This window comes from Streptomyces sp. MUSC 14, assembly GCF_001866675.1.
GTDB lineage: Bacteria > Actinomycetota > Actinomycetes > Streptomycetales > Streptomycetaceae > Streptomyces.
This window is the reverse complement of the sequence record NZ_MLYN01000086.1, coordinates 1-25,018: the sequence shown is the minus strand read 5'-3', so window position 1 is coordinate 25,018 and position 25,018 is coordinate 1. Positions and strand designations below refer to the sequence as shown.

The window sequence follows — 25,018 nt, the reverse complement described above, 5'->3', positions numbered from 1 at the left end:
CGGAGGCGGCGGCGGTGTGGGGCAGGGCGGGCCGGGCCAGTGAGCGGCGTCACCGGCCCACGCCACGGCCACCGTGCCGTCCGGCCCCGTGGCGGCGTACGCGCAGGCGTCGGCCGACGCGCTGCCGGCCGGCCAGCCCACCAGGGTCCAGCCCAGCGTCAACACGGCCAACGCCCTTACGGCGGGCGCGCATCGGGTCACTTCGGGTCCATGCACGACGACGATCATGAGGGGCGAAATCCGGAAGTACGCCGTAGTGCCCCGGGATTGATCCGAAGGGAGGACATCTCATGATCAATGGTTTGACGCACCGAAGCGCGTGGTTGGCGTGAAACATGCGCCGGCGCGCGCCTGTGGTGCACAGGTGCCGGAAAGAAATTCCCGGCACCGTTGAACACCCCGGCCCCTCCGGTGCGTACCCATGGCCGTGCGGCGGCGCGTCAGGGCGCTGCAACATCCAGGCGAAAATGGGGAGTTGACGATGAAGACCTCCTGGCGGACCGTCTCACTGGCGGCGACAGCCGTCTCGGTGCTGGCGCTGACGACGGCGTGCGGTCAGGACAACAGCACCACCCCGGCCTCCGCGGCCCAGAACGTCGGGGCCACCGCGCCCGCGGGCAGCCCGACCACCGGCGCCGGTGTCGGTACGGGCGCCGGCAACGGCTACGGCGCCGACGGCAACCAGAGTTCGGCCTCCCCGACCCAGGCCGCCCCGGCGGGCAAGCTCACCGTGGCCGCCAACCCCGACCTCGGCAACGTGCTGACCGACGGATCCGGCCTCACCCTCTACCGGTTCGACAAGGACACGGCCAACCCGCCCAAGTCGAACTGCGCCGGCGACTGCGCCACCACCTGGCCGCCGGTGCCCGCCGACGACGCCGGCGCCGGCGCCGGCGTCGACAAGGCGCTGCTCGGCTCGGTCACCCGCGCCGACGGCACCAAGCAGCTCACCATCGGCGGCTGGCCGGCGTACCGCTACGTCAAGGACGTCAACGGCGGTGACGTCAACGGCCAGGGCGTGGGCGGCACGTGGTTCGCGCTGGCCCCCGACGGCAAGAAGGCCTCGCTGGCCTCCCTGCCGGGCCTGTCCGTCCGCAAGGACCCCAAGCTCGGCGACATCATCGTCGACAAGAACGGCATGACCGTCTACCGCTTCCTGAAGGACAAGGCCTGGCCCAAGGTCATCTCGAACTGCGCCGGTGCCTGCCTGGTGAAGTGGCCGGCCGTCGCCCCGGTCAAGGCCGACGACACGCAGGGCGTCAAGAAGAAGGGCCTGATGGGCTTCACCCGTCCCGACGGTACGCGGCAGATGACCGTCAACTGCTGGCCCATCTACACCTTCTCCGGGGACAAGGCCCCCGGTGACACCAACGGCGAGGGCGTGGGCGGCACGTGGTACGCCGTCTCGCCGGACGGAAAGCCGGTCGGCGCCCCGGGCAAGTAGATCACCTCCCCAGGGTCGATCAACCCGCCCGGCCCGGAGCGCCACCGTGGTCCGCCCCCTCCGCAACCGCACGGAGGGGGCGGACCGTTGTGCTGTGCGGGTCGCGTGCCGGACTCGGACAGCCGTCACGCAGCGGGGTCGTACCGGCACATGCCGCAGGCAGTGACCGGGAACGGATGGTCAATTTCCGGTTGGGCTCGCTCCTTCGGCGGGCGATCAGTAGCCTCAGCTCGAACACCGGATCGCCTACCCCTGTCGTCCACGCCTTGGAGAGATACATGGAGCGTCCCGCCTGGGCCCCACGGAGCATCGACATCTCGGTGCCGAGCGTCTCGCGGATCTACGACTTCTACCTGGGCGGTTCGCACAATTTCGAGGTCGACCGGGACGCGGCGCGCAAGGCCATGGAGTTCATGCCGGGCCTGCCGAAGGTGATGCAGGCCAACCGGGCGTTCATGCGGCGGGCGGTGCGCTTCGCGGCCTCGGCGGGCCTCACGCAGTTCCTCGACATCGGCTCGGGCATCCCGACGTTCGGCAACGTGCACGAGGTGGCCCGGGCGGCCGCGCCGGGCGCGCGCGTGGTCTACGTCGACCACGACCCGGTCGCCGTCGCGCACAGCCAGGCGGTGCTCGCGGGCGACGCGGACGCGGACGTCGTCGCGGCGGACCTGCTCAGGCCGCAGGAGATCCTGGCGAGCTCCCAGGTGGAGCGACTTATCGACCTGAAGCGGCCGGTCGCCCTTCTCCTCGTTGCCATACTGCACTTCGTGGAAGACGTGGACGACCCCTACGGTGCGGTGGCCGAGCTGCGCGAGGCGCTGGCCCCGGGCAGCATGCTGATCCTCACCCATGCCTCGTACGAGGGAATCCCGGTGCCTGCCGAGCGGGCCGAGGGCGCGGTGGACGTATACAAGGACATTCGCAACCCGCTGATCATGCGCTCGCGCGACGAGGTCGCCCGGTTCTTCGAGGGGTACGACATGGTGGAGCCCGGACTGGTGCAGATGCCGTACTGGCGCCCGGACACGGCGCCGGAGGACGAGGATCCGTTCGCCTTCTCCGGATTCGCCGGCGTGGGGCGCACCGCGTGAGCGCGGAGCCGGACGGACCGGAGGGCAGACTGCGCCGGTTCGCGACGATCTGGAGCCGGGCGGTCTACCCGGTCACCTCCACCTCGCTGACCCGCGCCGAGTTCGAGGAACAACTGCTCCCGCTCGCACGCCGGTTGAGCGCACTGCTGCGGGCGCACGGCTTCGACGCCGACGGCGCGAGGGCCGTCGGCGCCGCCCTGGTGGACGCGCACTGCACCGACCCCGAGGCGCTCACCCGCACCCTGGACTGCGTCGACGCCTATCTGGTGCTGTACTGCGGCGAGGAGGGCCCCGAGGCCCCGCAGGACGCGCCCCGCATGCGCTCCTCACGGCTGCAGCACGCGATGGCCGCCGGGTACGCGCAGGCGCTGCGCGAGCGCACCCTCACCGAGCAGGAGTCCATCGCCCAGGCCGCGCTCAGGGCCCAGGGCGTGGTCGCCCAGGCGCTGCACGCGAGCGAGGCCCGCTTCCGTGCGGTCTTCGAGGGCGCCGCCATAGGGATCGGCATCGCCGACCTCGACGGCCATGTCCTGCAGGTCAACGGGGCGCTGCTGCGCATGTTCGGGCTGTCCTCGCAGAACCTGCGCGGCCGCCGGGTGCAGGACTGGGTGCACCCCGAGGACGCCCCGCAGACCTGGAAGCTGTACGAGGAACTGGTGCGCGGCGAGCGCGAGCACTACCACATGGAGAAGGCGTTCAACCGACCCGACGGCACGGTCCTGTGGACCAACCTGACGGTCTCCCTGCTGCGGGACGCCGACGGCGAACCGCAGTACCAGCTCGCCCTCATGGAGGACACCACCGAGCGCCGCCTGCTCAACCTCCGTCTGCGCTACGAGGCGACGCACGACGCGCTGACGGGCCTGCCCAACCGCACCCTGTTCTGCGAGCGGCTGGAGAAGGCCCTGGCGGCCGGCGAGGGGCAGCGCTTCGGCCTGTGCTATCTCGACCTGGACGGCTTCAAGACCATCAACGACAGCCTCGGGCACGCGGCCGGCGACCGGCTGCTGGTGGAGGTCGCCGACCGGCTCCAGTCCTGCGCGACCGCGCCCGGCGAGATGGTCGCCCGGCTCGGCGGCGACGAGTTCGTGGCCCTGACCACCGGCCCCGGCACCGAGCGCACGGTGGACGAGCTCGCCGAGCGCATCATGACCGCCCTGGTCACCCCGATCAGCATCGACGGCCGGGACCTGATGGTGCGTGGCAGCCTGGGCATCGTCGAGGGCCCGGCCGGCGAGCGTACGGCGGCGGAGGTCCTGCGCAGCGCCGACATCACCATGTACCGGGCGAAGTCGGCGGGCGGCAACCGCTCCGAACTGGCCGACCCGGAGGCCGACGCCCGCGCCATCACCCGCCACGGACTCACCACCGCCCTGCCCACGGCGCTGGAGCGCGGCGAGTTCTTCATCGAGTACCAGCCGCTGGTCCACCTCGGCGACGGCAGCGTGCGCGGCGCCGAGGCCCTGGTGCGCTGGCTGCACCCGCAGCACGGCGTGCTCGGCCCGGACCGCTTCATCCCGCTCGCCGAGCACACCGGCCTGATCGTGCCGCTCGGCCGCTGGGTACTGGAGGAGTCCATCCGCCAGGCCCGCGCCTGGCGCGAACGGTACGGCGAGGAGACCGCCGCCGGACCGCTGCGCATCAACGTCAACCTCTCGCCCTGCCAGCTCAGTCATCCGAGGCTCGTCCAGGACACGGTCGAGATCCTCGAACGGGCGGGCGTCGCCCCGGAGGCGCTGTGCCTGGAGGTCACCGAGTCGGCCCTCATCGGCGCCGACGACGATCTCCTCAAACCCCTGCGCAGGCTCGCCGAGATGGGCGTGGACATCGCCCTGGACGACTTCGGCACCGGGTACTCCAACCTCGCCAACCTGCGCCGCCTGCCGGTGAACGTCCTCAAACTGGACCGCTCCTTCACCCAGGGCATGCAGCAGTTCCCCGCCGACCCGGTCGACCTCAAGATCGTGGAGGGCATCGTCACCCTCGCCCACAGCCTCGATCTCGCGGTCACCGTGGAGGGCGTCGAAACGGGCGCCCAGGCCGAGCAGTTGCGCGTCCTGGGCTGCGACACGGCCCAGGGCTGGTACTACGCCCGCCCGGGCCCGCCGGAGCGGCTGCACGACCTGGCGCTGGTGGACGCGACGGGCTGAGCGGCGGGCAAGGGGCTACCGCTCCAGCAGCATCCGCTGCAACTCCCGCGCGGCCCGCGGCGGAGCCACGTCACTGCGGTGGGCGAGCGCGATGGTGCGATGCAACCCGGGGCGAGCCAACGCAGTGACCCGCAGGCTGCGCCCCGACCGGGACGCCACCATGCGCGGCACCACCGCCGCGCCCAGCCCTGCCCGCACGAACCCCAACACCGCGTCCATCTCGCCCCCTTCGACGGCGAACTCGGGCTCGAACCCTTCCGCCCGACACGCCGCGACGGTGAGTTCCCGCAGGTCGTAGCCGTGCCGGAACATCACCAGGCGCTCACCCTCCAGATCGGCGACGCGCACGGTCCGCCCGCCCCGGCCGGGTGCCGGTGCCTCGGGTGAGGACACCACGACCAGCTCCTCCCGCAGCAGCTCCACCGTCGTCAGCGCGGGCGCCGGCGCGGGCAGCGGCAGCACGACCAGCGCGAGGTCGAGGGCGCCGCGCGCCAGCTCCCGTACCAGGTCGTGCGAGCCGCTCTCCTCGACGAGCAGCCGGATGCCGGGATAGCGGTCGTGGAAGGCGCGCAGCACGTCCGGCAGCAGACCCGTGCACAGGCTCGGGGTGGCGCCGAGGCGCACCCGGCCCCGGCGCAGCTGCACCAGCTCCTGCACCTCGTGGCGGGCCGTGTCCGCGTCGGCCAGGATCCGCCGGGCGAGCGGCAGCAGCGCCTCGCCCGCGTCGGTGAGCGTGATGTTGCCCCGGGCACGCAGGAACAGGTCCGCGCCCAGCTCCCGCTCCAGCGCCCTGATCTGCTGCGACAGCGACGGCTGGGCGACGTGGACCAGCTCGGCGGCCCGGGTGAAGTGCCGGGTCTCGGCGACGGCGACGAAGTACTGGAGCTGCTGGAGCTGCACCCCCACAGCATAGCCTCAGCCTATGGAAACGAGCCGCATCATGTCTTGGACCGATCGGACCCTTCGGCCCTAGCGTGCTGTGCCATGGCACTGGCAACGCGGACGGACCGACGGCCGTCCATGGCGCGCACGATGTGGGACTCCTCCGTCGGCAAGAAGACGGTGATGGCCGTCAGCGGCCTGATCATGCTGGCGTACCTGGTCGTCCACATGATCGGGAACCTGAAGATCTACTTCGGCGCGGGCGAGTTCAACCACTACGCCCACTGGCTGCGCACCATCGGCGAGCCGTTCATGCACTACGAGTGGACGCTCTGGCTCATCCGGATCGTGCTGGTCGTCGCCGTGGTCGCCCACGCCACGTCCGCGTACCAGCTCAGCCGCCGGGACATCAAGGCACGGCCCAGCAGGTACGTGCACTCCAGGCCACGGGCGAGCTACGCCACCCGCACGATGCGCTGGGGCGGGATCATCCTCGGCCTGTTCGTCGTCTGGCACGTCCTGGACCTGACCACCGGCACCGTGCACCCGGGCCGCTTCGAGCACGGCCACCCGTACCAGAACGTCGTCGGTGACTTCTCGCACTGGTACAGCAACGTCATCTACATCGTCGCGATGCTCGCGCTCGGCCTGCACGTCCGGCACGGCTTCTGGAGCGCCGCGCAGACCCTCGGCGTCGGCAGCCGCACCCGCGACCGCGCCCTGAAGACCCTCGCGAACGTCCTCGCGCTGCTGCTCACGGCCGGTTTCATCGCCGTACCCGTGGGCGTCATGACCGGAGTGGTGAGCTGACATGACCGAATACGCGCACTACACGACGGGCGAACCGGCCCTCGACACCAAGGCCCCCTCCGGTCCGATCGCCGAGCGCTGGGACAAGCGCCGCTTCGAGGCCAAGCTCGTCAACCCGGCCAACCGGCGCAAGCACACCGTCATCGTCGTCGGCACCGGACTCGCCGGCGGCTCCGCGGGCGCCACCCTGGCCGAACAGGGCTACCACGTCGTCCAGTTCTGCTACCAGGACTCCCCGCGCCGTGCCCACTCCATCGCCGCACAGGGCGGCATCAACGCGGCGAAGAACTACCGCAACGACGGCGACTCGATCCACCGCCTCTTCTACGACACCGTCAAGGGCGGCGACTTCCGCGCCCGCGAGTCCAACGTCCACCGTCTCGCGCAGATCTCCGTCGAGATCATCGACCAGTGCGTGGCCCAGGGCGTGCCCTTCGCCCGCGAGTACGGCGGCCTGCTCGACACCCGCTCCTTCGGCGGCGTCCAGGTCTCGCGCACCTTCTACGCCCGCGGCCAGACGGGCCAGCAGCTCCTCCTCGGCGCCTACCAGGCCCTCAGCAGGCAGATCGCCGCCGGGAACGTGGAGATGCACCCGCGCACCGAGATGCTCGACCTGATCGTCGTGGACGGACGGGCGCGCGGCATCGTGGCCCGGGACCTGGTCACCGGCCGGATCGACACCTACGTCGCGGACGCCGTCGTCCTCGCCAGCGGCGGGTACGGCAACGTCTTCTATCTCTCGACCAACGCCATGAACTCCAACGCGACCGCCGTCTGGCGGGCGCACCGGCGCGGCGCCTACTTCGCCAACCCCTGCTTCACACAGATCCATCCGACCTGCATCCCGCGCACCGGCGACCACCAGTCCAAGCTGACCCTGATGAGCGAGTCGCTGCGCAACGACGGCCGGATCTGGGTGCCGAAGGCCCAGGGCGACACCCGCCCCGCGCACCAGATCCCCGAGGACGAGCGCGACTACTACCTGGAGCGCATCTACCCGTCCTTCGGCAACCTCGTCCCCCGCGACATCGCCTCCCGCGCCGCCAAGAACGTCTGTGACGAGGGCAGGGGGGTCGGCCCCGGCGGCCAGGGCGTCTACCTGGACTTCGCCGACGCCATCGGACGCATGGGCCGTAAGGCCGTCGAGGCCAAATACGGCAACCTCTTCGACATGTACCAGCGGATCACCGACGAGGATCCGTACGAGGTGCCGATGCGGATCTACCCGGCCGTGCACTACACGATGGGCGGACTGTGGGTCGACTACGACCTGCAGACCACCGTCCCCGGCCTGTTCGCGATCGGCGAGGCCAACTTCTCCGACCACGGCGCCAACCGGCTCGGCGCCTCCGCCCTGATGCAGGGCCTCGCCGACGGCTACTTCGTCCTCCCGGCCACCATCAACGACTACCTGGCCCGCAACCCGCACCAGGAACCGGTGACCGCAGAACACCCCGCCGTCCAGGAGGTGCTGGCTGAGACCGAGGACCGCGTCCACCTGCTGCTGTCCGTCGGCGGCGACCGCACCCCGGACTCCTTCCACCGTGAACTCGGCGAACTCATGTGGGAGTTCTGCGGCATGGCCCGCACCGACGCCGGGCTGCGCAAGGCACTGGAGCGCATCCCGCAGATCCGCGAGGAGTTCTGGCGGCGCATCAAGGTGCCCGGCACCGGCGAGGAGTTCAACCAGTCGCTGGAGAAGGCGAACCGCATCGTCGACTACCTGGAGCTGGCCGAGCTGATGTGCCTCGACGCGCTGCACCGCGCCGAGTCCTGCGGCGGCCACTTCCGCGAGGAGTCCCAGACCCCCGACGGCGAAGCGGCCCGCCGGGACGAGGAGTTCGGCTACGCGGCCGCCTGGGAGTTCACCGGCACCGGCACCGCGCCCACCCTGCACAAGGAAGACCTGGTCTTCGAGTACGTCCACCCCACCCAGCGGAGCTACGCATGAAGCTCACCCTGCGCGTCTGGCGGCAGCGCAACACCGACGCCCCCGGAGCGATGTCCACGTACGAGGTGGACGGCATCTCGTCCGACATGTCCTTCCTGGAGATGCTGGACGTCCTCAACGAACAGCTCATCCTGTCCGGCGAGGACCCCGTCGCCTTCGACCACGACTGCCGCGAGGGCATCTGCGGCGCCTGTTCCCTCGTGATCAACGGCGATGCGCACGGCCCCGAGCGCACCACCACCTGCCAGCTGCACATGCGGTCCTTCCGGGACGGGGACACGATCGACATCGAGCCGTGGCGGGCCGCCGCGTTCTCGGTGATCAAGGACCTCGTCGTCGACCGGTCCGCGTTCGACCGGATCATCCAGGCCGGCGGCTACGTCACCGCGCCCACCGGCTCCGCGCCGGAGGCCCACGCCACGCCGGTGCCGAAGGCCGACGCCGACTTCGCCTTCGAGCACGCCGAGTGCATCGGCTGCGGGGCCTGCGTGGCCGCGTGCCCCAACGGCGCGGCGATGCTGTTCACCTCGGCGAAGATCAACCATCTCAACGTCCTGCCGCAGGGCGCGCCCGAGCGGGAGACCCGGGTGCTGGACATGGTGGCGCAGATGGACACCGAGGGCTTCGGCGGCTGCACCCTGACCGGTGAGTGCGCCACCGCCTGCCCGAAGGGCATTCCGCTGGTGTCGATCACCAGCATGAACAAGGAGTGGCTGCGGGCCACCCGCAGGGTGGCCAAGCGGTAGCGCCACCGCAGAGACGTTCGCCGACAGGGGGCGGACGGGCGGGGCCGGGAGTGGTGCTCATCCCCGGCCCCGTCTGGTTTCCTTGATCGCGGGCGATCGGCGTTCAACATTCCCACATCCGTTCTCCTGGCCACGGACACGCGCACGCCAACCGGCATCGGAAGAACAGGAGCGACGGGACGTACGCACGCAGCCCGCCGTCCCCGTCGCCGAACCGGCCCGTGACCAGGAGTGAGCCATGACCGGCGTGTCCACCCTCGACCGTCCCCCGCAGCCCGCGGCACCCACCCGCTACACCGTCACCCTCGCCCGCGACGAGGACGACGTCCGTGCCGCGCAGCGGCTGCGGCACGACGTCTTCGCCGGGGAGATGGGGGCCCTGCTGGCCACCCCGCAGCCGGGCCTCGACATCGACGCCTTCGACGCCTACTGCGACCATCTGCTGGTCCGCGACACCGTGACCGGCCAGGTCGTCGGCACCTACCGGCTGCTGCCCCCGGAGCGGGCCGCGGTCGCCGGGCGGCTCTACTCCGAGGGCGAGTTCGAGCTCGGCGGCCTCGACGCGATCCGGCCCTCGCTGGTCGAGGTCGGCCGCTCCTGCGTGCACCCCGACCACCGCGACGGCGCCGTCATCAGCCTCATCTGGGCCGGCATCGCCCGCTACATGGTCGACCGCGGGCACGAGTGGCTCGCCGGCTGCTGCTCGGTGCCGCTCGCCGACGGCGGCGCCCTCGCCACCGCCACCTGGCAGCGAGTGCAGGCCAAGCACCTGGCCCCCGAGGAGTTCCGGGTACGGCCGCTGCTGCCCTGGGTCCCGAACGCCGAGGCCCCCGCCGGCCACAGCGAGCTCCCCGCCCTGCTGCGCGGCTACCTCCGCCTCGGCGCCTGGGTGTGCGGCGAGCCCGCGCACGATGTGGACTTCGGGGTCGCCGACCTGTACGTGCTGCTGTCGATGCGCCGGGTCAACGCGCGCTATCTGCGGCACTTCCTCTCCCTCGTGCCGGCCTGATGAGCGTCTGGCTGCCGACGGCGCCCTGCACCCCGGGCGCGTGTGTGGAGCCGGCCCGCACCGCGGTCGCCCTACCCCGGGCCGTGCTGCGGCTGGCCGCCGTGCTGGTCCTGCTGCTGGCCGGAGTCGCCCTGTCGCCGCTCGGCGGGAGGATCCCCGCCGGGTGGGTCAGACGGTGGTGCCGGGGACTGGTGCGGGCCATGGGAGTACGGGTCCGCCTCACCGGCACCCCCGCCCCGGCCGGCGGACTGCTGCTCGTCGCCAACCACGTCTCGTGGCTGGACATCCCGCTGCTGACCGTCGTACGCCCCGCCCGCATGCTCGCCAAGACCGAGATACGGCAGTGGCCGGTGGCGGGCGCGCTGGCGGCGCGCGGCGGGGTGCTGTTCATCGAACGGGACCGGCTGCGGGCCCTGCCCGCCACGGTCGAGCGGATCGCCGGGGCGCTGCGCGCGGGCGCAGCCGTGACCGCCTTCCCCGAGGGCAGCACCTGGTGCGGGCGGGCCCACGGGCACTTCCGCCGGGCGGTGTTCCAGGCCGCGCTCGACGCGGGCGTGCCCGTGCAGCCGGTCGGCCTGCGCTACCGGCAGGAGGGCGGCGCCCCGGGCACGGCGGCCGCGTTCGTCGGCGAGGACACCCTGCTCGCCTCCCTGTGGCGGGTGGCCCGCGCCCGCGGACTCGTCGCCGAGGTGGAGATACGTCCGCTGATCGCGCCGGGTACCTGCCCCGACCGGCGTGCCCTGGCCGCTGCGGCTCAGCCGACGGCGTCCCAGCCCGCGTGGACACACGCGGCACTGGTAGCGCCCCGAAGGGGCGCGGGGCCGTATCCGATCTGCGGCTACCGCCGCGCGGGCGAGACCAGCCACGACGCCGCCGCAGACGAACGACGACACCACGCGGCACTCACCCATCACGGCATGACCCGCGCCAAATAGTCCGCCGTCGCACTCCCCGTCGCCCGCGCCACGCGCTCCGGCGGGCCCGACGCCACGATCCGCCCGCCCCGGTCGCCCCCGCCGGGGCCCAGGTCGATGACCCAGTCCGCGCCCGCGACCACCGTCATGTCGTGCTCCACCACCACGACCGTGTGGCCGGCGTCGACCAGGCCGTGCAGCCGCTCCGTCAACAGCTCGACGTCGGCCGGATGGAGGCCGGTGGTGGGCTCGTCCAGCAGGTACAGGGTGTGGCCGCGCCGGCCGCGCTGCAGCTCGCTCGCCAGCTTGATCCGCTGGGCCTCGCCGCCGGACAGCTCGGTCGCCGGCTGCCCGAGCCGCAGATAGCCGAGGCCCACGTCGAGCAGGGTACGCAGGCTGCGGGCCGCGGCCGGGACGTCGGCGAAGAACTCCGCCGCCGCCTCCACCGTCAGGTCGAGCACCTCGGCGATGTCCCGCCCCCGGTACGTGACCTGGAGCGTGCCGGGGTTGTAGCGGGCCCCGCCGCAGTCCGGGCAGGGGGCGTAGGTGCTCGGCAGGAACAGCAGCTCGACGCTGACGAACCCCTCGCCCTGACACGTCTCGCAACGCCCTCCGGCGACGTTGAAGGAGAACCGCCCGACACCGTACCCGCGCGCCCGCGCCTCCTCGGTGCCGGCGAACACCCTGCGGACGACGTCGAACAGGCCGGTGTACGTGGCCAGATTGGAGCGCGGGGTCCTGCCGATCGGCTTCTGGTCGACCTGGACCAGCCGGTCCACGCCCGCCGGCTCCTCCGTCAACTCGCCGATGAGCGTGGACTTTCCGGAACCGGATACCCCGGTGACCGCGGTGAACGCGCCGAGCGGGAACGCGGCCGTCACCTGCCGCAGGTTGTGCCGGGTCACCGGACCGACCGTCAACCAGCCGCGCGGGGAACGGACGTCACGCGCCGGGCCCGGGGACTCGTCGAAGAGGTACACCGCCGTCGCGGACTCCGCCACCGACGCCAGTTCGGCCGGCGGCCCGCTGTAGAGCACGCGTCCGCCGTGCTCGCCCGCGCCGGGGCCGACGTCCACCAGCCAGTCGGCGCCCCGCACCACGTCCAGATGGTGCTCCACCACGAACACCGAGTTCCCGGCCGCCTTCAGCCGCTCCAGCACGGCTAGCAGCGCCTCGGTGTCCGCCGGGTGCAGCCCGGCGGACGGCTCGTCGAGGACGTACACCACGCCGAACAGGCCGGAGCGCAACTGCGTGGCCAGGCGCAGCCGTTGCAGCTCGCCCGCCGAGAGGGTGGGGGTGGCGCGGTCGAGGCTGAGGTAGCCGAGGCCGAGTTCCACCACCGGCGCGATCCGGGACTTCAGGTCCTCGGTGAGGACGCGGGCGGTCTCGGTGCCGCCGTCGAGGTGCGCGGCGAGGTCGGTCAGCGGCAGCGCGGCCAGCTCGGCGATGGTCCGCCCGCCGAAGGTCACCGCGAGTGCCTCCGGCCGCAGCCGGCTGCCCCCGCACACCTCGCACGGCCGGTTGGCCAGGAAGCGCTCGGCCTTCGCGCGCAGGGTCGGGGACTTGGTGTCCGAGAAGGTCTTCAGCACATACCGGCGGGCGCTCATGTACGTGCCCTGGTACGGCCGTTGGATGCGGCCGGCGTCCCGTACCGGGTGGACGGTGACCACCGGCTGCTCGTCCGTGAACAGGATCCACGCGCGCTGCTCGGCGGGCAGTTCGCGCCAGGGCCGGTCGACGTCGTGGCCGAGCGTGTCGAGGATGTCCCGCAGGTTCTTGCCCTGCCAGGCCCCCGGCCACGCGGCGATCGCGCCCTCGCGGATCGACAGCGCGGGGTCCGGGACCAGCAGCTCCTCGGTCGTCTCGGGCACCTGGCCGAGCCCGTGGCACCGCGGGCAGGCACCGGCCGCCGTGTTCGGCGAGAACGCGTCGGAATCGAGCCGCTCGGCGCCCGGCGGGTACGTCCCGGCGCGCGAGAACAGCATGCGCAGCGAGTTGGAGAGGTTGGTGACCGTGCCCACCGAGGACCGGGAGGTCGGCGCCGAGCGGCGCTGCTGCAGCGAGACGGCCGGCGGCAGGCCGGTGATCTCGCCGACCTTGGGCGCCCCGACCTGGTGGATCAGCCGGCGCGCGTACGGCGCGACCGATTCGAAGTAGCGCCGCTGGGCCTCGGCGTAGATCGTGCCGAACGCCAGGGACGACTTCCCCGAGCCGGACACACCGGTGAACACGGCCAGTACGTCCCGGGGGACGTCGACGTCGACGCCCTTGAGGTTGTGCTCGCGGGCCCCGCGGACGCGGACGTAGGGGTCATGTGGGTGGTGCATAGACGGGCAACTCTAGTTCGCGCCCGCGCACCGCTACCGCGGAGGGTTGTCGGTGTCCCGGCCGAGCTGCTCCTTCAGTTTGTCCTGGGCCGTGTCGACCTGGGACTGGTACTTGCCCTGGGTCTTCTCGTCCACGAAGTCCCCGGCCTTGTCGATGCCCTTGCCGGCCTGTTCCTCGTGGCCCTTGAGCAGTTCCTTGAGCTTGTCCAGCACGGACATGGCGGCCCTCCTCGTCGCTAGAGGCTTCCCCTTCCAGGTTCACCGTCCCCGGCCGCCCGCGCATCTCGGGGCTCACCGGCCCGGAGCGAAGAGCGCGGCGAGCCGCCGGTAGGAGTCCCGCAGGGCCGTACGGTCGTAGGCGCTGGTGGTGACCAGGACCTCGTCGGCGTCCGTCTCCTTCAGCACCGTCTCCAGCTGCTGCGCGACCTGCTCGGCGGTGCCGGCCAGGTGCCCGGCGAGCCCGGCGTCGTAGAAGCCGCGCTCCTTCGCGGTCATCGGGCGGGCCTCGGTCTCCTCGGCCGGGGCGAGCGGCGGGAAGGTGCCGTGGGTGCGGGCGTATGCCATCGACCAGGCCTCCGGGACCAGCAGCCGCCGGGCCGCCTCCTCGGTTCCGGCCACCGCGACCGTGCCGGAGATCACGACGTACGGCGCGGCCGCCCAGGGGGAGGGGCGAAAGCCGGCGCGGTACGCGTCGATGCCGCGCGACATCTTCTCGCGGCCGCGCAGATCGCCGATGACCAGGGGCAGCCCGGCGCGCGCCGCGATCCGCGCGCCCTCGCCCAGGGCCAGCACGAACGGCGGCACCCGCAGGCCCTCCGACGGGCGGGCGTGCACCCCGGTCGGCGAGGTGCCCTCGAACCAGCCGAGCAGCTCGCCGAGCTGGGCCGCGAAGTCCTCGGTGTCCTCCTTGTCCCGGCCGAGGGCCCGGCGCACCCCGTCGGTGAACCCGACGGACCGCCCGAGCCCCATGTCGATCCGGCCCGGGTACAGGGCCTCCAGGACGCCGAACTGCTCGGCGACGACGAGCGGCCGGTGGTTGGGCAGCATGACCCCGCCGGTGCCGACCCGGATCGTGCGGGTGGCCGCGGCGACGGCGGCGGCGAGCACGGTCGGCGCGGAACCGGCGACACCGGGCACCCCGTGGTGCTCGGCCACCCAGAACCGGTGGTAGCCGAGCGCCTCCGCCTCCCGGGCCAGCGCGACGGTGTCCCGCAGCGCCTCGGCGGCCGGCCGTCCCTCGCGGGTCCGGGAACGGTCGAGGACGGAGAACCGGGTCCGGGCGATCACTGAACTGCTCACGCAGATGTCAACGCTCTGGTGGGCCGGGGATTCCCGGGCGCGGGCCGCTGGCTAGGGTGGCCGTGTGACCGACAGCAGCAGGCGGCCGCTCGCCGTGTTCGACCTCGACAACACCCTGGCCGACACGGCCCACCGGCAGCACTTCCTGGAAGGAAAGCCACGGAACTGGGAAGCCTTCTTCGCGGCCGCGCCGCAGGACCCGCCGATCGCCGAGGGCGTCGCGCTGGCCGTGGCGAGTGCGGGCGAGTGCGAGGTCGTCTATCTCACCGGCCGGCCGGAGCGCTGCCGGCGCGACACGCTGGACTGGCTCGCGGCCCAAGGCCTGCCCGAGGGGCGGGTGTTCATGCGGGGCAACGCCGACAGGAGGCCGGCCCGGTTCACCAAGCTGGAGACCCTGCGCCGGCTCGCCCAGGGCCGCGAGGTCCGCTTTCTCGTCGACGACGACGAACTGGTCTGTGACGACGCCGAGCGCGCCGGGTTCCGCGTCGTACGCGCACGCTGGACCGCGAAGTCCGAGGTGCTGCAAGAGGCTCAGGAGCGCGAAGGCCGTACGTGAGAGACGGGCGTCAGCCCTCGTCCTCGATCCGGAAGCCCACCTTCAGCCCCACCTGGTAGTGCTCGATCCGCCCGTTCTCGATCTGGCCGCGGACCTGGGTCACCTCGAACCAGTCGAGATTGCGCAGCGTCTGGTCGGCGCGCGCGATGGCGTTGCGGATGGCCTGGTCGACGCCCTCGTGCGAGGTGCCGACGATCTCGGTGACGCGGTAGGTGTGATTCGACATGGGAACGCTCCTCTCGGGTCACGCCACCCTCCACCGTGCCCCATGCCCGCCCGGGCCGCCCCTTGACCTTCGCATTGGTCCATACCAAAATCCCAGCACACCCGTACGAGCCCCGCTCGTCCCCCCACGTCGGGCCCCCACACCTGTCCGCACCCCCTGCCAGACAGAACAGGACCCCTCGTGAGACGTCGTCTGCTCGCCCTCGTCTGTGCCACCGGTTCCCTCGTGAGCGCCTGCGGGCTGCTCCCGGGCGGGCACGCGCGCACGACCGTCACCGTGTGGCTGATGAAGGACAGTGCCTCCCCGGACTTCCTGCGGCGCTTCACCGACGACTTCGAACGCACCCACCGGGACCTGCGCCTGGACATCCGCATCCAGGAATGGACCGGCATCGTCGAGAAGGTCCGCGCGGCCCTCAAGGACGGCTCCGACGGCGCCCCCGACGTCATCGAGGTCGGCAACACCCAGGTGCCGCTGTACGCCGACGGCGGCCGGCTCGCCGACCTCACCCTGGAGTCGATGCGGGACTGGGGCCAGGACGCGTGGCTGCCCGGCCTCGCCGAGCCCGGCAAGGACGGCAACGCGCAGTACGGCATCCCCTGGTACGCGGCCAGCCGCGTCGTGATCTACCGCAAGGACCTGTTCCGGGCGGCCGGCATCGCCGCCCCGCCGAAGACCCGCGATCAGTGGCTCGCCGACACGGAGAAGCTCGACTCCGGCGGGAACCAGGGGATCTACCTCGCCGGCCAGGACTGGTACACACTCGCCGGATTCGTCTGGGACGAGGGCGGCGACCTGGCCGTGCAGAAGGACTACGACTGGAAGGGCGCCCTGGACACCCCGGCCGCGCTGCGCGGCATGGACTTCTACCGGCGGCTCCAGGCGCTCGGCCGGGGCCCGGTGGCCGCCGACGAGGAACACCCGCCGCAGGCCGGGGTGTTCGCGGGCGGCAGGGTCGCCCAGATCGTCGCCGTACCGGGGCTCGCCCAGTCGATCGTGCGGCAGAACCCGTCCCTGAAGGGCAAGCTGGGCTTCTTCCCGGTGCCCGGGAAGACCGCCGCCCGGCCCGGCACGGTGTTCACCGGCGGCTCGGACCTCGTCGTCCCACGGAACACCGGGGACCAGTTCGCCGCGACGGCCGTCGTCGGGGCGCTCACCGGCGCCACGTGGGACACCGAACTCGCCCGCACCATGAACTACGTGCCCAACAAGACCACGCTGGCGGGCGCGGTCGCGGGCGAGGAGGGGGTCGCCGCCATGGCCGCGGGCGCGGCGCACGGCCGGGCGACCCCCGGCACCCCTCAGTGGGCCGACGTCGAGGCCGACAACCCGGTCAAGCAGTACATGACGCGGGTGCTGACCGGGGCGGACCCGCAGACCGAGGCCCGCCGGGCCTCCCGCAGGATCACCGAGGAGCTGACCCCCGGCCTGTGACGCACCCGCCGGCTCACCGGGCCATGCTCAGCGACAGCGCGAACCGTCCCTCCGCGTCGGTCCACCAGTGGGTCAACTCCAGCCCCGCGTCGGACAGTTCCTCGGCCACGCCGGCCCGGCGGAACTTCGCCGACACCTCGGTGCGCAGCTCCTCTCCCGCCGCGAAGTCCACGGCGAGGTCCAGCGCGGGCACCTTCACGGTCTGCGCGATCCGGGAGCGCAGGCGCATCTCGATCCACTCGCGCTCGGGGTCCCACAGGGCCACGTGGTCGAAGGAGTCCGGGTCGAAGTCGGCGCCCAGTTCCCGGTCGACGACGGCCAGCACGTTCTTGTTGAACGCCGCCGTCACCCCGGCCGCGTCGTCGTAGGCCCGCACCAGCACCCGCTCGTCCTTGACGAGGTCGGTGCCGAGCAGCAGCCCGTCGCCCGGCGCCAGCAGCGAGCGCACGGCGGCCAGGAACTTCGCGCGCTCGTCGGGCAGCAGGTTGCCGATCGTGCCGCCGAGGAACGCCACCAGCCGGGGCCCGGGGGTGGCGGGCAGGTCCAGCGGGGCGGTGAAGTCCGCGATCAGCGCGTGGACTTCGAGTCCCGGCCGCTCCTCGACGAGCGCCTGCCCGGCCTGGGTGAGGGCGCTCTCGCTGACGTCGACCGGGACGTACGCCGCCGGCGCGAGCGCGTCGAGCAGAAAGCGGGTCTTCTCCGAGGAGCCCGAGCCCAGCTCGATCAGCGTGCGGGCACCGCTCGCCGCGGCGATCTCGCCGCTGCGGACGGCGAGGATCTCCCGCTCGGCCCGCGTCGGGTAGTACTCGGGCAACTCGGTGATCTGCTCGAACAGTTCGCTGCCGCGGGCGTCGTAGAACCACTTCGGCGGCAGCCACTTGGGGTGGTCGGTCAGGCCGTGCAGGACGTCGGCGCGCAGCGCGGCGTCCGTCGCGTCCTCGGGCAGGGTGCGGGTGACAAGAAGGGGGCTCACGTACAGGGCTCCTTCGAGGATGGGGGTCCCCCCGCTCGAGCGGAGTCGAGAGTGGGGGAGGAAGCGGGGTCCTCCAACGGGGCGAGCAGCACACCGGCGCGGCTCGCGGTGAGCACGGTGCGGTCGGGGACCTCCTGCCAGAGCGGGTCGTCGTCGTACGGCTCGGAGGCGACGACGGTGCTGCGGCCGGGCTCCGTGCGGTACCAGAGGCTGTCGCCCCAGGCGGTGGCGGCGATCGTGGCGCCGTCGGTCAGCAGCAGGTTGAGCCGGGAGGCGGGGGCCGCCGCGGCCAGTCGGCGCACCGCTTCGCCGAGCGCCTGGCCGGGTTCGTCGCCCGAGCGCAGCCGGTGCAGGACCAGCGCCCAGACGAACGCCGAATCGCTGCGCGCCTCCAGCGCCAGCAGGTCGACCGGCGGCAGGGCGGACAGCAGCGGGGCCGCCGCGTCCGGCCAGCCCGCGACGGCGCCGTTGTGGCTGAACAGCCACCGTCCGGACGCGAAGGGCGCCGCGGCCGCCTCGGCGTCCGCGCCCGCCAGCGTCGCGTCCCGTACGGCGGCGAGGACGGCACCGGAGCGCACCACCCGCGCCAGGTCGGCGAAGGACAGGTCCGCCCAGATCGGCCCGGCCCGCCGGTAGCGCGCCGGGACGGGATCCTCCGGGGCGTACCAGCCCACCCCGAAACCGTCCGCGTTGACCGTCCCGGAGGCCTGCCGCTGCGGCGCCCACGACTGGTGCACGAGGCTGTGCGGCGGCTCGACGAGCAGCTGCCCGAGCGGTGTCTCCGGCCCCAGATAAGCGAGATGACGGCACATCAGAGGGCCTCCGAGCGGGCGGTGCGGAACCCGGAGAAGATCTGCCGGCGGATCGGGTAGTCCCAGTTGCGGAACGTGCCCCGGCAGGCCACCGGGTCCACCGCGAACGAACCGCCGCGCAGCACCTTGTACTCGGGGCCGAAGAACACCTCCGAGTACTCCTTGTACGGGAAGGCCCGGAAGCCGGGGTACGGTTGGAGGTCGCTCGCCGTCCACTCCCACACGTCCCCGATCAACTGCCGTACGCCGAGCGGGGATTCACCGGCCGGGTAGCTGCCGGCGGGCGCCGGGCCGAGGTGACGCTGACCGAGGTTGGCGTGCTCGGGCGCCGGATCGGCGTCGCCCCACGGGTAGCGCCTGGACCGGCCGGTGGCCGGGTCGTACCGGGCGGCCTTCTCCCACTCCGGCTCGGTGGGCAGCCGCCGCCCGGCCCAGCGGGCGTAGGCGTCGGCCTCGTACCAGCACACGTGCAGCACCGGCTCGTCCGGCGGGACCGGCTCGGTGACCCCGAACCGGCGGCGCAGCCACTGCCCGCCCTCCCGGTGCCAGAACAGCGGAGCCGTGATCCCGTGCTGCCGGATGTGCCCCCAGCCCTCCGGCGTCCACCAGCGCTCGCCGGCGTAGCCCCCGTCCTCGATGAACGCCTGGTACGCCGCGTTCGTCACCGGCGTCGTGTCGATCCAGTACGGTGCCACCTCCCGTACGTGCGCCGGGCGTTCGTTGTCCAGCGCCCACGGTTCGGCGGAGGTGCCCATCGTGAACGGGCCACCGGGCACGAGGACTTCGGCCGGGCCGGTGAACGGCGGCGCCGGGTCGGGGTCCGGGGCGGTAAGTGCCCGCGGGCCCTTTCTGAGCTGATGGGTGATCAGCATCGTCTCGTCGTGCTGCTGTTCGTGCTGGGCGATCATCCCGAAGGCGAACCCGGCCTCGGTCAGCCGGGAGCCGTGGAAGTCGGCGCCCTCCAGCAGATCCAGCACCCGGCCGCGCACCTCGGCCGCGTACTGCCGGGCCTCCGCGGGCGGCAGCAGGGGCAGCGAGGGGCGCGCGGCGCGCGGATGCTCGAAGGCGTCGTACAGGCCGTCGATCTCGGGCCGCATCGCCTCCCGGCCACCGACCGCCCGCAGCAGCCACAGCTCCTCCTGGTTCCCGATGTGCGCGAGGTCCCACACCAGCGGGGACATCAGCGGGGAATGCTGGGCGGTCAGGTCCGGGTCCTCGACACAGGTCGTCAGCAGCGTGGTGCGGTCCCGGGCGGTGACGAGCGAGGCGAGCGCACGCTCGCGCAGGGCCTCGCTGTCCGGGACGTCCGGCTCGGCCGTACCGGTGCACGTGCCGGTCTCGGGGGCGTTCATGTGCGGATGTCCTTCCTGCGGCGGCCGGGGGGAGTGCCTCCGGGGTCCGAGGTGTCTCCGGTGCGGTGGGACCGGGCCGGCTCCGTACGGCGTCGCCGGTCCAGCAGGTCGTCGGCCGGGCTGCGGCCCCGGGCGACGTAGCGGTCCCGGTACGCGGCCACCGCGCCGATCACCGCGGCGTCGGCGCCGAGCCGGGGCAGCGCCTCCAGCGCCGCCGCGAAACACTCGGCGGCCATCTCGCGCAGCTCCGGATCGGCGAGCCCGGAGCGGGCCGCGTCCGTCCACAGCGGATTGAGTGGCGCCGGCCGGTGCAGCGTCCGCTCCACCAGCGGTTTCACGCTCCGGTACGCCGTCTCGGCGGCCGCCGGGTCGTCGAACAGCGCCGCCGTCACCGCAAGCGGCACGATCCAGCCGTCCTCGCCGGGCTGCGCGTCGATCATGCGCAGCTCCAGATGACCCCGCGGCCGGACCGGCGGGAACAGCGTGGTCAGGTGATAGTCCAGGTCGGCCCGGGTGGGCGGCCGGGGAGTCGCGGAACGCGTCCACTCCCGGAAGGTGAGCCCCTCGGGCACCTCCCACGGCGCGCCGTCGTCCCGGCGGACGCACATCACCGGGGAGTCCAGCACATGCCGGGCCCAGGCGCCGCGGGCGTCGCCCTCCAGCGGGGGAGCGCCCGCGCGGCCGGCGCCGATCTCCATCCACATCAGCTGCCGGGTGGACTGCCAGCCCGTGGGCTCCCGGCCGATCAGCGGGGAGTTGGCGAACGCGGCCACCAGGACGGCGCCCAGGTGATGCGCCAGCCACCAGCGCCGCTCGTGTCCGAGCGGGCCGGGCTCCTCCTGCCCGGCGTCCACGCAGACCTGCACGGACGCGGAGGCGCACATCATGTGCCGGCCGGCCGGACCGGTGCGGTCCAGGCACGTCTCCATGGCGTCGTAGCGCGGCTCGTGCAGGAACCGGCGCGGGGTGTGCCAGGGATCGTGGCCGACGCCGACGAGGGTGAGACCGTCCTCGGCGAGGACGCCGCGCACGGTGTCCAGGTCGGCGGAGACGGTGCGGATGCACTCCATCAGGGAGGCGGCGGGCGGTGAACTCAGCTCCAGCTGGCCGCCGGGCTCCACGGTGAGCGGCGACCGCAGGCGTACGGCCCGCAGGGCGGCGTAGGCCGCCCGAAGTCGTTCGGGTGTCACGGGGAGCTGCGGCGCGCGCAGCTCGTGGACCAGCCATTCCAGTTCGACACCGAGCGCGCGGGGCGGCCCGGTCTTGAAGCAGATGCCCCGGACCAGGGCCTCCACCTCGGCCTCGGTGACGGCGGTGCGGTGATCCGTACAGTCACCGCCGTCGTTCTTCGAGTCGGACATGTCGGGATCCTCCTGAGATTCCACCATGCCATCCGCCCGGTTGCTCTTGGGGCCGGGCAGGCATGCGCTCTACCCAAGACCCTGGAGCTGGTTCGCACAAGAGTGCCCCACCGGATGTTCCGGTTCGGTCATATCCGTTTCCTGCGCGTTCCCCGGGGCGTTCCGGCGCGGGAAACTCCGTTGCAGCGCACGACCAGCATCACCCAGGATGCGTGCATGAGCACGACGGGGGAGACCGCGCAGGCGGTCGTCACGGCGTCCACGGGGGTGGCGCCGTGAGCGCACGCCTGCGCGGGATCGCCGCGGAGACGGAAGCGATCGTGAGCGCGGGCCGCTACCGCGCGCCGGACGGCCGGGAGGTCGTCCTCGCGGTGGACATCGAGGCCGCGCGGGCCGGGACACGGATGTTCGGGCCCGAACCGGTCTCCGTACGGCAAACGGGTGACGCGCCCGTGGCTGGGGGCCCCGTCTTCGAGGTGACCGGTGAGAGCAGCCTGGAGGCCGCCCGCCGACTGTCCGACGCTCCGGTCGCGGTCCTGAACTTCGCCTCGGCCCGCAATCCGGGCGGCGGCTACCTCAACGGCGCGCAGGCCCAGGAGGAGGCGCTGTGCCGCGCCTCCGCGCTGCACACCTGCCTGCTCACGGCCCGCCGCTTCTACGATCACCACCGCGCCGACCGCGACCCGTTCTACACGGACCGGGTGATCCACTCACCGGCCGTCCCGGTCTTCCGCGACGACCGCGGCAGGCTGCTGACCGAGCCGTTCCGTGCCGGCTTCCTGACCGCGGCCGCCCCCAACGCGGGCGTCGTACGGCGCACGGCACCGCAGCGCGCCGACGCGTTGCCGGGCGCGCTGGCGGTCCGTGCCGAGCGGGTGCTGGAGACGGCTGCCGCCCAGGGGTATGGCCGGCTGGTGCTGGGTGCCTGGGGCTGCGGCGTGTTCCAGAACGACCCGACACAGGTCGCGGGGGCCTTCCGGGCCCTGCTCGGGCCCGGCGGCCGGTTCGCCCGCAGCTTCGACCACGTGGTGTTCGGGGTGCTGGACCGGACGCCGGGGGCGGCGGTGCGGGCGGCCTTCGCGCGGGCGTTCGTCTGACGCCGGGCGGCGTCGGTCAGGTCCAGCCGTAGCGCTCGTGCAGCCGTCGGCGGACCAGGTCGAACCGCCCCCGGTCCAGTGCGCACGCCTCGCGGCGCATGCCCTCCTCGTGCAGCCGCAGCACGCGGTCCACGTCCACCCAGGAGTCGCGGTCCGAGCGGTCCCACGGCCCGCTGCCGATCGCCACGTAGTCGCGGTCGCCGTCGTGCCGCTTGCTCGTCAGCTGTACGGCGAGGACGGTGCCCGCCGCCTCCCGGGCGACGACCAGCACCGGGCGGTCCTTGCCCCGGCCGTCGTGCTCCTCGAAGGGCACCCAGGTCCACACGATCTCGCCGGGGTCCGGGTCGCCGTCGTGGGCGGGGGAGTACTCGGTGCGCACCCGGCCGACCTCGCGCGGGTCGGCCTCGGTGGTGGCGTGGCGGCCGTACCGGCCGGGGACGTTCTCTTCGGTAAACGTGCTCACGGGGGCACACCCTAGCGGTCGGCCGCAGCGGGGCAACGGTCGCCCGTCGCCCGGCTGTTGCGGTGGGCCGGGTCAGGTGTCGGCGGGGCGGGTGCCGATGGACATGCCGGGACGGCGGCGGTGCACGGTCACGTACGTCAGTCCGGCCGCACCGGCGGTGAGTCCGCGGGCGCGGCCGTGCGGCAGCCAGACCAGGGCGCCCTCGGCCAACGGCTGGGGCTCGCCGTCCCGTTCCGTGCCGAGCACGCCGTAGCCGCCGGTCACGAGGAGCATCACGTCCAGATGCGGCTCCGTGTGGACCTCGACCCGCCGGCCCGCGGCGAGCCGGACCACGTTGGCGTCGAGCTGACGGCCGCTCTCGGCCAGCTTCCACAGCACCCCGCCGGGCAGCGGCGGATACTCCGTCAGGGCCCGCGTGTCGCACAGCACGCGCGGCCCGGTGTCCCTCGCGGACGGCGGCGTCGTCATTGTCTCTTCCCCTCGGGTCTTCCCCGTGCTCCCGGCGCTCCAATTTATACATGTAGGATTCGTGAAAATAGGCGCAGGTGGGAACACGCTGGTGGGAGCGGAGGCGGAGAGGGGTGCCGGAGGTGACCTCACGCGAGAGCCCGCGGCGCGAGAACCCGCGGCGCCGGGAGGTGCTGGAGGTGCTGCGCACCGCGCCCGCGCCGCTCGGCGCGGCGCAGGTGGCGCGGAGGCTGGGCGTCCACCCCAACACGGTCCGGTTCCATCTGGACGCCCTGGTGGCCGACGGGCTGGTCGAGCGCCGGACCGTGCGGTCCCCGGGACCGGGCCGGCCCGGCGTCGGCTACGTCGTCCGGCCCGGCATGGACCGCGGCGGCGCCCGTGACTACCGGCTGCTCGCCCGCGTCCTGCTGAGCCGTTGGGCGTCCGCCGACCCGGCCGAGGCGCGCACGGAGGCGATGGAGACGGGCCGGGCGTGGGGCGGCGTCCTGGTGGACCCGCCGCCGCCCTTCGAGCAGCCGACGGCCGAGCGCTCGACGGCCGTGCTCGTCGCCCTGCTGGACGAACTGGGCTTCGCCCCGCGGGTGGAGGACGAGGACGAGAGGGAAGGGGACGGCGGAGAAGAGGCAGCGGAGCGGGGAGGGGAGAGGGCCGACGGTCCGGCCCGACGGATCCGGCTGCGCCACTGCCCCTTCCTCGAACTCGCCGAGGAGTACGGCCGGTTGGTCTGCCCCCTCCACCTCGGTCTGATGCAGGGCGCGTTGACGCGACTGGACGCCCCGCTGACGGCCACCGCGCTGGAGCCTTTCGCCGAAGCGGACTCCTGCGTCGCCCACTTGGCGGGAAACACCGCCGCCTGACACGGAAAGGCCCCTGCCGATGAACACCTCGTCCGCGGCGCTCGCCGGTGCCCTCAGCTTCCTCTGGCTCGGGATGGTGCTGGCGATCTCCTTCCTGGAGGCCCCGCTGAAGTTCCGCGCTCCGGGCGTGACCATCGCGATCGGCCTCGGCATAGGCCGACTGGTGTTCCGGGCACTGAACGCCGTGGAAGCGGTCCTGGCGGTCGCGGTGATCGTCGCGGTCGCGGTGGGCGGTGCCCCGGCCTCGGTCGTCGGACCGACCGCGGCCGTCGCCGTGCTCCTCCTCGCGCAGCTCGTCGCCGTCCGCCCCGTGCTCAACCGCCGCTCCGACCGCGTCCTCGCGGGCGAGGACCTGCCCCGTTCACACAGCCACCTCTGGTACGTGGCACTGGAACTCCTCAAGGTCGTGGCCTTGACCGCCCTGGGTGTCGCCCTGCTCACGGCCTGACGGCTCCCGCACGACCCCGCCCTCCGGGCCGCTCTTGCCGGACGGCCCGCCACCTGAACTGCCGCCTGGCCGACGGGAAGCGCGCTCCTGCGGCCACCACAGATGGGGTCAGGGTCATGACGGCCACCGAGGGGCCGGAGGCCGTCCACCGTTGGGCGCTGCGGGACCGCCCTCTGCCGGACGACTGGGCGCTGCCGGATGGCCCGGCCCGCCGAACCGCCGGGGTTCGCCGCCCTCCCGGGTGCCGGTGGACGGCTCGGCCCGCCCACCCGGGGTCCTGCCGACCCGCCGGGCTTCGCTGCCCTCCCGGGTGCCGGTGGACGGCTCGGCCCGCCCACCCGGGGTCCT

The 25,018-nt window shown here is 73.0% G+C and carries 24 protein-coding genes; 13 read left to right on the top strand and 11 right to left on the bottom strand.

Annotation, left to right across the window (positions count from 1 at the left end; translation table 11 throughout):
* Positions 1-481: 481 nt before the first annotated feature.
* The 3 genes from BIV25_RS41930 (at position 482) to BIV25_RS41920 (ending at position 4,685) form a co-directional block, all read left to right on the top strand.
* Positions 482-1,444 carry an SCO0930 family lipoprotein gene (locus tag BIV25_RS41930; RefSeq protein WP_071377836.1) on the top strand — a complete coding sequence of 321 codons (963 nt, stop codon included), beginning with the start codon at positions 482-484 and terminating at the stop codon, positions 1,442-1,444.
* Positions 1,445-1,722: 278 nt separating this feature from the next.
* Positions 1,723-2,535, top strand: a complete 813-nt coding sequence (locus tag BIV25_RS41925; RefSeq protein ID WP_071377835.1) for an SAM-dependent methyltransferase — start codon at positions 1,723-1,725, stop codon at positions 2,533-2,535.
* The gene (locus BIV25_RS41920) at positions 2,532-4,685 is read left to right on the top strand and encodes a bifunctional diguanylate cyclase/phosphodiesterase (protein WP_071377834.1); all 2,154 of its coding nucleotides are present in this window, start codon (positions 2,532-2,534) and stop codon (positions 4,683-4,685) included. Before BIV25_RS41925 ends, BIV25_RS41920 begins: the two co-directional genes overlap by 4 nt.
* Positions 4,686-4,700: 15 nt before the next feature.
* Here the strand turns inward: BIV25_RS41920 and BIV25_RS41915 are convergent, their stop codons facing one another.
* The gene (locus tag BIV25_RS41915; RefSeq protein ID WP_071377839.1) at positions 4,701-5,585 is read right to left on the bottom strand and encodes a LysR family transcriptional regulator; all 885 of its coding nucleotides are present in this window, start codon (positions 5,583-5,585) and stop codon (positions 4,701-4,703) included.
* Between the two features lie 120 nt (positions 5,586-5,705).
* On the opposite strand from BIV25_RS41915, the gene BIV25_RS41910 reads away from it, so the two are divergent.
* The 5 genes from BIV25_RS41910 to BIV25_RS41890 all read left to right on the top strand — a co-directional run bounded on the left by BIV25_RS41910 (position 5,706) and on the right by BIV25_RS41890 (position 11,018).
* On the top strand, positions 5,706-6,377 hold the full coding sequence (locus tag BIV25_RS41910) for a succinate dehydrogenase (protein WP_071377833.1): 672 nt from the start codon (positions 5,706-5,708) through the stop codon (positions 6,375-6,377).
* A gap of 1 nt (position 6,378) precedes the next feature.
* Positions 6,379-8,328 (top strand): fumarate reductase/succinate dehydrogenase flavoprotein subunit, encoded by a 1,950-nt coding sequence (locus tag BIV25_RS41905; RefSeq protein WP_071377832.1) that lies wholly within the window; start codon positions 6,379-6,381, stop codon positions 8,326-8,328.
* Positions 8,325-9,074 carry a succinate dehydrogenase/fumarate reductase iron-sulfur subunit gene (locus tag BIV25_RS41900; RefSeq protein WP_071377831.1) on the top strand — a complete coding sequence of 250 codons (750 nt, stop codon included), beginning with the start codon at positions 8,325-8,327 and terminating at the stop codon, positions 9,072-9,074. Before BIV25_RS41905 ends, BIV25_RS41900 begins: the two co-directional genes overlap by 4 nt.
* Before the next feature lie 238 nt (positions 9,075-9,312).
* Entirely contained in the window at positions 9,313-10,083 is a 771-nt protein-coding gene (locus tag BIV25_RS41895; RefSeq protein ID WP_071377830.1) for a GNAT family N-acetyltransferase, read from the top strand.
* Entirely contained in the window at positions 10,083-11,018 is a 936-nt protein-coding gene (locus BIV25_RS41890; protein ID WP_079177225.1) for a 1-acyl-sn-glycerol-3-phosphate acyltransferase, read from the top strand. Before BIV25_RS41895 ends, BIV25_RS41890 begins: the two co-directional genes overlap by 1 nt.
* Here BIV25_RS41890 and BIV25_RS41885 read toward each other — a convergent pair.
* From BIV25_RS41885 to BIV25_RS41875, 3 genes are all read right to left on the bottom strand, one after another.
* Complete coding sequence (locus tag BIV25_RS41885; RefSeq protein WP_071377829.1) at positions 10,994-13,324, bottom strand: excinuclease ABC subunit UvrA; 2,331 nt, start codon at positions 13,322-13,324, stop codon at positions 10,994-10,996. The genes BIV25_RS41890 and BIV25_RS41885 overlap by 25 nt on opposite strands.
* 33 nt (positions 13,325-13,357) lie before the next feature.
* A complete protein-coding gene (locus BIV25_RS41880) occupies positions 13,358-13,543 on the bottom strand; it encodes an antitoxin (protein ID WP_071377828.1) in 186 nt (61 codons plus the stop codon).
* A 72-nt stretch (positions 13,544-13,615) separates the two neighbouring features.
* Positions 13,616-14,623 (bottom strand): LLM class flavin-dependent oxidoreductase, encoded by a 1,008-nt coding sequence (locus BIV25_RS41875; protein ID WP_071377827.1) that lies wholly within the window; start codon positions 14,621-14,623, stop codon positions 13,616-13,618.
* A 64-nt stretch (positions 14,624-14,687) separates the two neighbouring features.
* Here BIV25_RS41875 and BIV25_RS41870 point away from each other — a divergent pair, with 64 nt between their 5' ends.
* Positions 14,688-15,179, top strand: a complete 492-nt coding sequence (locus tag BIV25_RS41870) for a hypothetical protein (protein WP_071377826.1) — start codon at positions 14,688-14,690, stop codon at positions 15,177-15,179.
* 10 nt (positions 15,180-15,189) lie between these two features.
* On the opposite strand, the gene BIV25_RS41865 is transcribed toward BIV25_RS41870, so the two are convergent.
* Complete coding sequence (locus tag BIV25_RS41865; RefSeq protein WP_071377825.1) at positions 15,190-15,405, bottom strand: dodecin; 216 nt, start codon at positions 15,403-15,405, stop codon at positions 15,190-15,192.
* Positions 15,406-15,585: 180 nt separating this feature from the next.
* Here BIV25_RS41865 and BIV25_RS41860 point away from each other — a divergent pair, with 180 nt between their 5' ends.
* Positions 15,586-16,839, top strand: coding sequence for an extracellular solute-binding protein (locus tag BIV25_RS41860; RefSeq protein ID WP_071377824.1), 1,254 nt, complete (start codon positions 15,586-15,588; stop codon positions 16,837-16,839).
* A gap of 13 nt (positions 16,840-16,852) precedes the next feature.
* On the opposite strand, the gene egtD is transcribed toward BIV25_RS41860, so the two are convergent.
* The 4 genes from egtD to egtA are packed head-to-tail and all read right to left on the bottom strand — an operon-like array spanning position 16,853 to position 21,337.
* Positions 16,853-17,812 carry an L-histidine N(alpha)-methyltransferase gene (egtD, locus tag BIV25_RS41855; RefSeq protein WP_071377823.1) on the bottom strand — a complete coding sequence of 320 codons (960 nt, stop codon included), beginning with the start codon at positions 17,810-17,812 and terminating at the stop codon, positions 16,853-16,855.
* Entirely contained in the window at positions 17,809-18,624 is an 816-nt protein-coding gene (egtC, locus tag BIV25_RS41850; RefSeq protein ID WP_071377822.1) for an ergothioneine biosynthesis protein EgtC, read from the bottom strand. Before egtC ends, egtD begins: the two co-directional genes overlap by 4 nt.
* The gene (egtB, locus tag BIV25_RS41845; RefSeq protein WP_071377821.1) at positions 18,624-19,976 is read right to left on the bottom strand and encodes an ergothioneine biosynthesis protein EgtB; all 1,353 of its coding nucleotides are present in this window, start codon (positions 19,974-19,976) and stop codon (positions 18,624-18,626) included. Before egtB ends, egtC begins: the two co-directional genes overlap by 1 nt.
* Positions 19,973-21,337, bottom strand: coding sequence for an ergothioneine biosynthesis glutamate--cysteine ligase EgtA (gene egtA, locus BIV25_RS41840; RefSeq protein WP_071377820.1), 1,365 nt, complete (start codon positions 21,335-21,337; stop codon positions 19,973-19,975). Before egtA ends, egtB begins: the two co-directional genes overlap by 4 nt.
* 275 nt (positions 21,338-21,612) lie before the next feature.
* Here egtA and BIV25_RS41835 point away from each other — a divergent pair, with 275 nt between their 5' ends.
* Entirely contained in the window at positions 21,613-22,434 is an 822-nt protein-coding gene (locus tag BIV25_RS41835) for a TIGR02452 family protein (protein ID WP_071377819.1), read from the top strand.
* 16 nt (positions 22,435-22,450) lie between these two features.
* Here BIV25_RS41835 and BIV25_RS41830 read toward each other — a convergent pair whose 3' ends face one another.
* Positions 22,451-22,897: a type II toxin-antitoxin system PemK/MazF family toxin gene (locus BIV25_RS41830; protein ID WP_071377818.1), complete on the bottom strand. Its 447-nt coding sequence runs from the start codon at positions 22,895-22,897 to the stop codon at positions 22,451-22,453.
* 72 nt (positions 22,898-22,969) lie between these two features.
* Positions 22,970-23,365, bottom strand: coding sequence for a hypothetical protein (locus tag BIV25_RS41825; protein WP_071377817.1), 396 nt, complete (start codon positions 23,363-23,365; stop codon positions 22,970-22,972).
* A 122-nt stretch (positions 23,366-23,487) separates the two neighbouring features.
* Between BIV25_RS41825 and BIV25_RS41820 the strand changes: the two genes are divergently transcribed.
* Together BIV25_RS41820 and BIV25_RS41815 are read left to right on the top strand one after the other, a co-directional pair.
* Positions 23,488-24,222, top strand: coding sequence for a metalloregulator ArsR/SmtB family transcription factor (locus tag BIV25_RS41820; RefSeq protein WP_071377838.1), 735 nt, complete (start codon positions 23,488-23,490; stop codon positions 24,220-24,222).
* 19 nt (positions 24,223-24,241) lie between these two features.
* Positions 24,242-24,670, top strand: a complete 429-nt coding sequence (locus BIV25_RS41815) for a hypothetical protein (RefSeq protein WP_071377816.1) — start codon at positions 24,242-24,244, stop codon at positions 24,668-24,670.
* Positions 24,671-25,018: the final 348 nt, after the last annotated feature.

Bases quoted from the DNA above. Each gene is read 5' to 3' on its own strand.
- BIV25_RS41930 (WP_071377836.1), top strand. From the start codon at position 482: ATGAAGACCTCCTGGCGGACCGTCTCACTGGCGGCGACAGCCGTCTCG.
- BIV25_RS41925 (WP_071377835.1), top strand. From the start codon at position 1,723: ATGGAGCGTCCCGCCTGGGCCCCACGGAGCATCGACATCTCGGTGCCG.
- BIV25_RS41910 (WP_071377833.1), top strand. From the start codon at position 5,706: ATGGCGCGCACGATGTGGGACTCCTCCGTCGGCAAGAAGACGGTGATG.
- BIV25_RS41905 (WP_071377832.1), top strand. From the start codon at position 6,379: ATGACCGAATACGCGCACTACACGACGGGCGAACCGGCCCTCGACACC.
- BIV25_RS41900 (WP_071377831.1), top strand. From the start codon at position 8,325: ATGAAGCTCACCCTGCGCGTCTGGCGGCAGCGCAACACCGACGCCCCC.
- BIV25_RS41895 (WP_071377830.1), top strand. From the start codon at position 9,313: ATGACCGGCGTGTCCACCCTCGACCGTCCCCCGCAGCCCGCGGCACCC.
- BIV25_RS41890 (WP_079177225.1), top strand. From the start codon at position 10,083: ATGAGCGTCTGGCTGCCGACGGCGCCCTGCACCCCGGGCGCGTGTGTG.
- BIV25_RS41885 (WP_071377829.1), bottom strand. From the start codon at position 13,324: ATGCACCACCCACATGACCCCTACGTCCGCGTCCGCGGGGCCCGCGAG.
- BIV25_RS41880 (WP_071377828.1), bottom strand. From the start codon at position 13,543: ATGTCCGTGCTGGACAAGCTCAAGGAACTGCTCAAGGGCCACGAGGAA.
- BIV25_RS41865 (WP_071377825.1), bottom strand. From the start codon at position 15,405: ATGTCGAATCACACCTACCGCGTCACCGAGATCGTCGGCACCTCGCAC.
- egtC (WP_071377822.1), bottom strand. From the start codon at position 18,624: ATGTGCCGTCATCTCGCTTATCTGGGGCCGGAGACACCGCTCGGGCAG.
- egtB (WP_071377821.1), bottom strand. From the start codon at position 19,976: ATGAACGCCCCCGAGACCGGCACGTGCACCGGTACGGCCGAGCCGGAC.
- egtA (WP_071377820.1), bottom strand. From the start codon at position 21,337: ATGTCCGACTCGAAGAACGACGGCGGTGACTGTACGGATCACCGCACC.
- BIV25_RS41825 (WP_071377817.1), bottom strand. From the start codon at position 23,365: ATGACGACGCCGCCGTCCGCGAGGGACACCGGGCCGCGCGTGCTGTGC.
- BIV25_RS41815 (WP_071377816.1), top strand. From the start codon at position 24,242: ATGAACACCTCGTCCGCGGCGCTCGCCGGTGCCCTCAGCTTCCTCTGG.